This is a genomic window from Novacetimonas hansenii JCM 7643, from assembly GCF_000964405.1.
Taxonomy (GTDB): Bacteria; Pseudomonadota; Alphaproteobacteria; order Acetobacterales; family Acetobacteraceae; genus Novacetimonas; species Novacetimonas hansenii.
Genome location: NZ_BANE01000184.1, coordinates 1 through 8,564 on the forward strand (window position 1 = coordinate 1; position 8,564 = coordinate 8,564).

Sequence of the window (8,564 nt, forward strand, 5' to 3'; positions counted from 1 at the left end):
TTCCGACAATGGCAATGCCCGCAAGGTCATTTGCCGACGACCCGTCGGGGTTGGAGGCCGATACCTGCTGATCGCGCGAATCATTGAACACATGCGTAAACAGCGATGAGACCGATGCGTCCGGCGGGTTCGTCGTATCCTCCGCCATGGGGGGCAGCGTCACATTCCCGGTTGCAACCGGCGCATCATTCACCGCCGCGACATTGACGATCAGTGTGTCCGTCTGCGCGGAATAGGACGTGCCCGGGGAATTGAGGGCCGCCGCCGCGCCAAGTGTTGCAGGCAATGCACCGGTTGAACCATTGGCATGCGGGTCGAACCCATCCCATGCCTTGAACTGCAACGCATCACCGATCGTGCCGTTGTAATCTGTCGTGGTCGGGACGAACGCGATGCGGGTATCCGGGCCACCAACCAGGAACAGGGCGTTACCCGACGAAATGGCCGCCGTGGAAGCAGAGGCGAACAGGGTCCATGTCCTGCCCGCGTCCGTTGAATAATACCAGTTCCCCTTGGACGTATCGGCCCCGACAACGGCAATGCCCATCGCCACGCCCACCGCCCCGTCATGCACGCCATTGGCGTCCGGGTCGATCACGGATGTCACCAGCGAGGAAACGGCGACACCCGCCGTGGCGGACGGGGGCGATGTTGCGTCCTCGCGCGCCGGGACCACGTCATCGGCCACGGGGCCAAGCACGGGGGAATCATTGGCGGCGATCACGTTGACCGTCGCGACAGCGTTCGCGGTTGTGATATCGCCTGTGGCGGCGTCGGTCACGCTGAGTGCGACAGTGCGCGACACGGCCGTATCGGGCGTGTCGGACATATTGACGAACCCGACATCGGCCAGCGCCCGGTTCCACTGCGCCGTGGTGGCGCCATTTGATGCCGATGCCAGATGCAGCGACCCGTCCGCCCCCACCGTCGCAACGATGTCGCCCACATCACCCGCCCCCGAAAACACCAGCGCATCCCCCGCCTGGGCATTGCCCAGCGTGAAAACCGCCGTGGCGGCAGGCGCGACCACGCCGGGCGCTGTCGCGGCGGTGAAAAGGGGCGTGGGCGTGGGCGTCGCGTCGTTCGGTTCCACAAAGGTCACGTCCGTCTGTCCCGACGCACTGGTATGGAAGGTGGTGATCGCCACGGCGCTGGTCATGACGCCGCCGGTGCCCTGCGAATTGTCGGTATTGCCGTCACTCAGCGTGACACCGATGGCGATGGGGAACTGGAACTGGTTGGCTTCCGCCGTGTTCGTCCATGTGATGTCATTAAGGACCGACTGCACCGTCGCCTGCTGGACCTCTGCTGCATTCACACCAAAGGTGATCTTCAGCGTCCCGCTGCCCTGCGTATAAGTACCGACCTGCGTGCCATTCAGCATTACCGCGCCACTGGCGCCAAAGGACAGACCGGACTGGCCGCCGAACACGTCATTCGCATCGGGGGTCGCAACACCCGCCGCACTGACACGCGAAACGCTCAGGACCGCGCCGTTATAGCCATATTCCGAAGGATAGGCCGCAACCAGCCGGGCGATTTCGGCATCGTTGACCCCCGCACCGTTCGAAATGAGGTTCGTGCTGCCCCCCGCGACCGTAACGGTCCCGCGTGAAAAGCCCGAAATGACCGGCGCGGTATCAGGCAGTTCATAAACCACGTTCTGGCCCGTCACCAACCTGCCATCCGGGGTTTCGACAAGCATCCAGTGCCCATCGGACTGTATCGCCAGTCCTGCCACCTGCGTCGCGTTGGCGGGCACGGTCACGGGGTTCCCGCTTCCGGCATCGGGAAGGGTCAGGGTCGTCGTGCCGTCAAACAGGGGCGTTGCAATGTAATTGCCACTGGCATCCGTCGTATAGACGAACTTCTGCCCCGTGGCATCCACACTGCTCAGCGGCACGCCACCCAGTGGCGTATCCAGATTCGGATCGAACGTACCCCACGTATCGGGACGGCCGATCACCTCGTAAACCTGCCCCGTCACCACGCCAATCCCCGATGAGGATACGGCGCGGATATTGTTCTGCGGCGACGATAACGTCCCGTCGCGCGGGCCTTCGGCGGACCCGACCGCCCCGATTGCCGTGCCCTGGTATTCAGTTATCGCCGGGTCCATGTCCTGGGCCGTGGCCACGGCGGTATGTTCGGCCACCGGCTGCGTAATATCGGTGATCCGGGCCTGATAGAGGAGTGTCAGCGTCTGTCCCGCCGCAAGCGATGGCAGCGAGAAAACCGGATGGCCATCGGACGGGTCCGTCCCCACCGTCAGCGTACCCGTGCTGGTGGTGCCATCCGCGTTGGTGATGGTGTACCGCTCGCTTCCCGGGATATAGGTTTCGTTGGGACCGATCAGCCCGGTGATCTGCGCGTTATAGGCCGTGGCGTCGCCGGTATTTTTCAACGTCGCCTGCATCTGCACGATACCCAGCGCAAGGTCCTGCGCGGTCTGCGCCGGTCCCTCGGCCTGCGTCAGGCCCAGCGCAGGCGTCACAACCGTCAGGTGCGCGGTATTGGTGGTGATCGGCGTGGCGCTGCCGTTGGCCGTCACCTGCATGCCGACATGCAGGCTGGATGCGTCGATGTTGGCGATCGAATTGTCCACCACCGCGTTGAACGCCAGCGCAACCGCATGCGCGCCGGACAACTGGTCATTATTGACCAATGTGCCCAGCTTGATGACAAGCGACGAGGTGCCATCGTCATGTGTCGTAATCGACCAGTCACCAGCAGGCAGCGTATAGGTCGGCCGGATCAGGGTGACATCGGTTGCGGTGGTGGAAGTGACCTGCAGGCCGGGTATATTGCCATCCGGGTCCACGATGTCGGACGTCGTATCCCCCCCTGGCGAAATCAGGGCAATCGTCAGGTTCGCGGAATCCGCCGGGATCGTCAGGCCGGATGGCACGGTGATGGTCACGGTCGTATCGGTGTTGCGACCTTCGGGAATATGCGCCGAACCCTGCAGGCGCACCACATCGCCGGGCACGACATTGGCCGAGGTCGGTTCGGTATGGCTATAGGTCGGGTCCGGGATGACCGTGCCGGAATTCACCCCCGCCGCCTCGCCCACGATTTCCAGATGGGCATCGCTGAAACTGTCAATGGTGGCCGTGGCGGAAACCGAGGTCGCAAACCACTTGCCCGTCGTGGACGTGCTGTAGGGGATGCTTTCATACCCGCCAACAGTCCCAAGGGAGGCAGGAACGTGCGATGCGGTGGTCGTGCCAGACGCCAGCTTCTGCGAGGCAATCGTCAGGCGCGTGCCGGATGCGAGGTTGTCGGCGACCTTGACCTGAAACGTGAAACTTTCCGTCGCCCCCGTGCTGCCGGTCCCGGTCAGCGCCTGATCATTGCCGCCGATATGGATGGTGGTCCCGTCCGATGACGCGGCAACGGTCATGGACCCGTCATTGACCAGCGAACCGGGCACCAGCACATAACCGTCGGGAATTGTCAGCGTATCCTGGAAATCCGCCGCAACCGCCCCCGACCGGTTCGTCGCGGTATAGGTATAGGTCACGATCTCGCCGCTTTGCAGGTGGCTGCCATTATCCGGCGTCAGGGTCGTGACGACGTCGGGGTCCACCTCCTGCATCGTAATCGTGTTCGATTGCACCGGGGCCCCTGAATAGATCAGCGACGCGGAGGTGTTTTCCTGCGTTCCGGTTTTCCCGTCCAGATTATGTGACAGGGGGAAGGACGCATTGAAATTGATCGTCACATCGTCATCACCGCTGCCCGATGCCAGCACTGATGGCCCAAGATCGACCACAAGGTTGCCCGACGCATCGAGCGAGACGGCCGACGGGGGCAGCGTGGCCGTAAGCCCGTTCCCCAACGTCACCGTCACGGACGAAAGATCGACCTCTTCGTGTGACGGGATCGCGACCTTTACCTGCACGTCGCCCGTGCCATTGCTCAACTGGCCCGGCGGCACGGATACGGTCACGCTAAAGGGCCGCGTCTCGCCCACGGCATAGGCCGATGCGTTGGAGGCATCCGCCAGATGGTCATCGGCCGCCATGTTGGACGTCCCGACCTGCATGCTGATCGTGGGGTCTTTGGAACTGACCGTTGCCGTATCGGTCATGACCGCGCCGGAAATCGACGTCGGCACACCGTTGCTGACAAAACCGTTCCCCGCCTTCACACCCCCCGTCACGGCGGCATAATTCACGATCGTGCCCGTAAAGACGTAATCCTGCCCCAGCCCCACATCCGGCGGGGTGGCGACATCATAAACCACGACAAGGGCATCGGCAGGGGAACCATTGGCCATAAGGACGGCATTGCCGCTGCCGCCGGGGGCCTCCACCTGCACGCCGTTATCGGAAAAATAATCCGCTATCGTGGCCTGCTTGCCAGCGGATGTGACCGCACCAAGCAGGTTTCCGCTGGAATCCGCCGTCACAAGGACGGTCCCGTCCTCGCGCACGATCTGGAAATTCGTGATCTGTGACGTTTCGACACCCGTGGGCAGGGCGCCAGAAACCGTCACGTCATACGCGGCCCCGCTGCCGTTATTCTGCACGGTCTGGGCCACGCGCACGGTCTCGCTTCCGACAAGGTTGCGGGCGTCCTCGTTGGTTGCGGGGGCGATCCCCTCTGGCGTGGCGCCTGTGTTGAATACGGACGACGATCCTGCCGTCGCGAATTCCGACGGGCGCGCCGTCACGTCGCCACTGATCTGGTTGGTATAGGTCACGCCGCCATCCTCGGCCCCCGACGCCGTTGCCACCGACGCAATGCCCGTGGTGGTGGTCAGGTCGGGATTTTGCACCGTCAGCCGGGCCGGGGCATAGGTCTGGCTCATGCTGTCCGTGCTGGTCGTCATCGTCCCCTGTTCCAGCGCGTTGAGCACGAAGTCATTGGCGAACGGCTGCTGTGTGGCCGTCAGCGTAAACTGCACGCCAAGCTTTTCCGGGGTGGTCGTCGCCGTTGCCGACTGATACCCCAACAGGTCAAAGGAAAGGGCGTTGTTCGTTGCATCTGTCGTCATTTTCGAAATGACGACACCCGAAGGTGCGTTCACCAGCCTGTAGCCGCCTGATGATGGATAGGTGCTGCTGTCGGTTGCGTCTGTATACCCCGTCGTGCCGCCATCCGAATTGGGGTCCACCACGTTGAACACCGGCGACGGCAGGTAAGAAGACAGGTTCAGTGCCGTGTAATTCCCCGTTATGGTCTGGTAATCGGCCTCGTACGTCACGGCGTCGCCGGGCTGCACCTGTGGCGTCGTGCCATCGGGAACCGCCTTGCCATTGATCGCAACGATTTTCAGCGTCACGCTCCCCTTCGCAACGCTCAGGGTTGTGCTGCCGCTTTCCGTCTCGCTCACCGGGGTTGTGCCCTGCTGCGCACCGTCCTTGTCCAGCAGCGTACCGCTCAGTCCCGCCGTACCCGACAGCGTGTCGCCCTCCTCGATCATCGCAGGCTTGCCGGATGCCTGATTGATGGGCGCATTGGTATGGCCGCTCAGTACCGTTGTGCCATAGCTCAGGTTCCCTGAAACGCCGGGGGGCAATTCGCCGCTATATCCATTGGCCAGAAGGGCCTGTGAGATGTTGAAGGCCAGGCTCGTGCTGCCGTCGGCATTGCGCGTATAGTTCCAGTAGCTGTTGGAACCGGAGGTCGAGACGACCTGACCATTCTGTGTCGCGGAAACCGGGTTGTCCGGCAGGCCCAGCGAAATTGAGTGCCGGCCCGACACATCGGTCCATGTAAAGACCGGTGCGATCGCCGGATTGACGCTTTGTTCGTCATCAATCCTGGAGGTCAGGGTCAGGTTGCTGGTGGCGTTATAATTGCTGACCTGAACCGCCATGTTATAGGTCAGGTTGCTGCCCGCGGCCACGGCGGCATTGTTATCCGTGGCCGATGTTATCTGCACCGCCACGGCGCGCGCGATGAAGGCGGCGGAGGTTGGGGCATTCGGGTCCGACCCATCGACCGTTACCACCGTACCGGACGGCGCGGTCCAGTTCACCGCGCTGTTATAGGTCACTGTCGGCCCGACGATGTTCGCTGACGCCCCCGTCGTTTCATTGACGATCTGCCTGCCGCTGGCATCCGTTTCCGGGACATAGAACGGGATGTCCACTTTCGTCATGCCATCAGCGGCGCTGAGCGATGCGAAATGGAGGGTCACGGTCCCGCCGGGGTTGGTTGTCGCGGGCACTGCCGTCACCTTCCCGTCGGAACCGGTGACGTTAATGGTGCCGCCCGTATACTGCACGTCCGCCGGCAGGGCGACAGTCAGGTCCACATTCCTGATCGGGTCGCCCGTTGTCGCCGCGGCTGGCGTGATCTGCACCTCGTATATGCCGGCATGCGATGGCCCGGCCGCCAGTTCACCATCCTTTGTCGTCAGGGCCTGGGTCTGGATATTCAGAAGGTTCAGGTTGACCGTACTGGTCGCAAGACCATCGGCCGGATCACTGGCGGAGGCGACGCCGGTGCCCCGGATGGACGGGTCGGTCGCGGGATTGTTCTGCGCATCGGCGCCATACATGAAACCACCGATGGCATCGATATTCAGCGTCGCCCCGGGCGTCGAGGAGGTATCCGCCGTCAGCGTCACCACGATACTGGCCGCCGGCGTACCAGGCGCATAGCTGGCGAAAGGCAGGCGCGCAGCGACAAGTTCGTCACCCGCCTGGTACCCCGCGGGCGCCACCACGAAGACGGGATGCCCCGTCTTGTCCACCGCGAACGGGTCCAGCGCGCCAAGCGTGCCGACATGCCCCGCGACCGTGGTGGACAGCGTGACGGTTTTCGTCGCCAGCGCCTGACCAAGATAGGTCATGCTCTGGACGGTTGCGCTGCTGTTCTGGGTATGTGGGACGAACATTTCCACATACGGGCCGTACCCTGCCGCCGATCCGGCCCTGTTGGAAAATGAGAGGGTCTGGGTAAAGCTATTGCCCAGAAGGGCCGTGGCGTCACCCGAAATCGTGACGGCCGGATCAGGCACATCCAGCACGCCGTCATAGGCCGCACGCGCGGCGCGCGTGAACAGGTCACGCACCGTGAAATCACCGCTGCGTGTTTCCAGTGTCCAGTCGCCCCCCTCGGCCGCGTCACCCGTGGCATTGGCGGAGGCCGCGACATTGGCACCCGTCAGGCGATGCAGATCCTCCACCAGCATCCGGCCATCCTGCCCCGCCCCCACATCACAGCCCCAGAACAGGATCTGCCCCCCGGTGCCAAGATGCGTCCCCCACGCCGCAACGGCGGACGCCTGGTCCATGACCGACGCCGCATTGAACATGGTGGCGCCAAGTTCGGCCGACCCGTCGGTGCCGTAAGACAGGAACTGGATGGAGGCCAGCCCGCTGCGGTTCGCCACGGCGGAGGAAACGGTGGCGAATGCGTTGTCGCCGGGCTGTATGACGACGACATGGACATTTGCCGACAGGCCGGATGTCAGTTCCCGCCAGTTATCGACCCGTGAATCGACAAACAGGACCGATGGCGCATTTGCCAGTGCCGCGTTCGCCTGTGTCGCGTTCGCCGGTGCCGCATTTGCCTGATTACCGGTTTCGCGTTCCCCGTTCACCCGCGCCGCATTCGCCTGTTCCGCACGCGACCGGTCATGTGTGGATGGGGATGTGGCCGAAGCTGGCGTCGCGGTGTCGGCGCTTTTGTCCGCCACGCCCCCCGGCGCGTCGTGCGGAAGGGTGGCCGCGATGCCGCCTGCATGGCTGGTGTCATGATGATGGCCCTCAAACACACGACGGTGTTCCAGCAGGATAGGCATACGCATCTCCGCGTCCACGGCGCACATGCCGTTTCTTTTCGTTACAGAAGAAACGAAACAGTTCCTTTGGTCAAGTACTGACGATGGTATTAAATTCATCCCGGATGAATATGAATTAATTCCTAATTAAAAGTCCGAGATTTTCATGGGGTATACAAATAAAAAGTTAATATAATCCCCTTAAATATTAACTTTTTATTGACGTCTCCCCCGGTGCGGGCTGCATCCAGAAATCGCCCCACGCCCCGTTTTTAACAACATAACCATATGATATAAAAAGATATTTTTATAAATCAGGCCCACCCGTTGCGTGAATATGATGCCGGGCTGCATGGCATGGGCCTGCGCCAAACATATCCGGGTTGTCTCCCGGACATGGTGTTGGCGTGCGAAAATCAGGGGTCGTGGAACAGGCCGCCGCCTTCGCTGGATCAGGGGTGGAAGCGCCAGATATGGATCATTACCGCATGCCGGGGTGTCCCCTGAACAGGGTTTTTAGATTAACATACTGAAATCATAATATTTTATTATGAATTATTCCCAAACACACCTGCACGGAAATGCTGCCTTCGCGAAACTAAAGATGCCTCCAAAAAGCGTGTTTTTTTTCCTAGGAATGGACCGATACCGCACCGCCCCCGAAGCCGGCCTGTTCCCGACAGGAAAAAGGCCCGTTGAGCTGGTCCGCACGCATTGTGATCCGCACGCATCCGGCGGCCCCACATGACCGAACATCTGTCCGCAATGCTCAGAGACTGTTTGAAAAGTCAGGATCGATAACACCCTGAAATTATAAAGGTTT

Annotated in this window: 1 protein-coding gene; it reads right to left on the reverse strand. The window is 61.9% G+C overall.

The genetic code is table 11. The features are described 5' to 3' along the window. Positions 1-7,768, reverse strand: a 7,768-nt coding sequence (locus tag B7G66_RS12650) for a DUF4347 domain-containing protein (protein ID WP_159107966.1), incomplete at its 3' end; no start/stop codon positions are given. Positions 7,769-8,564: the final 796 nt, after the last annotated feature.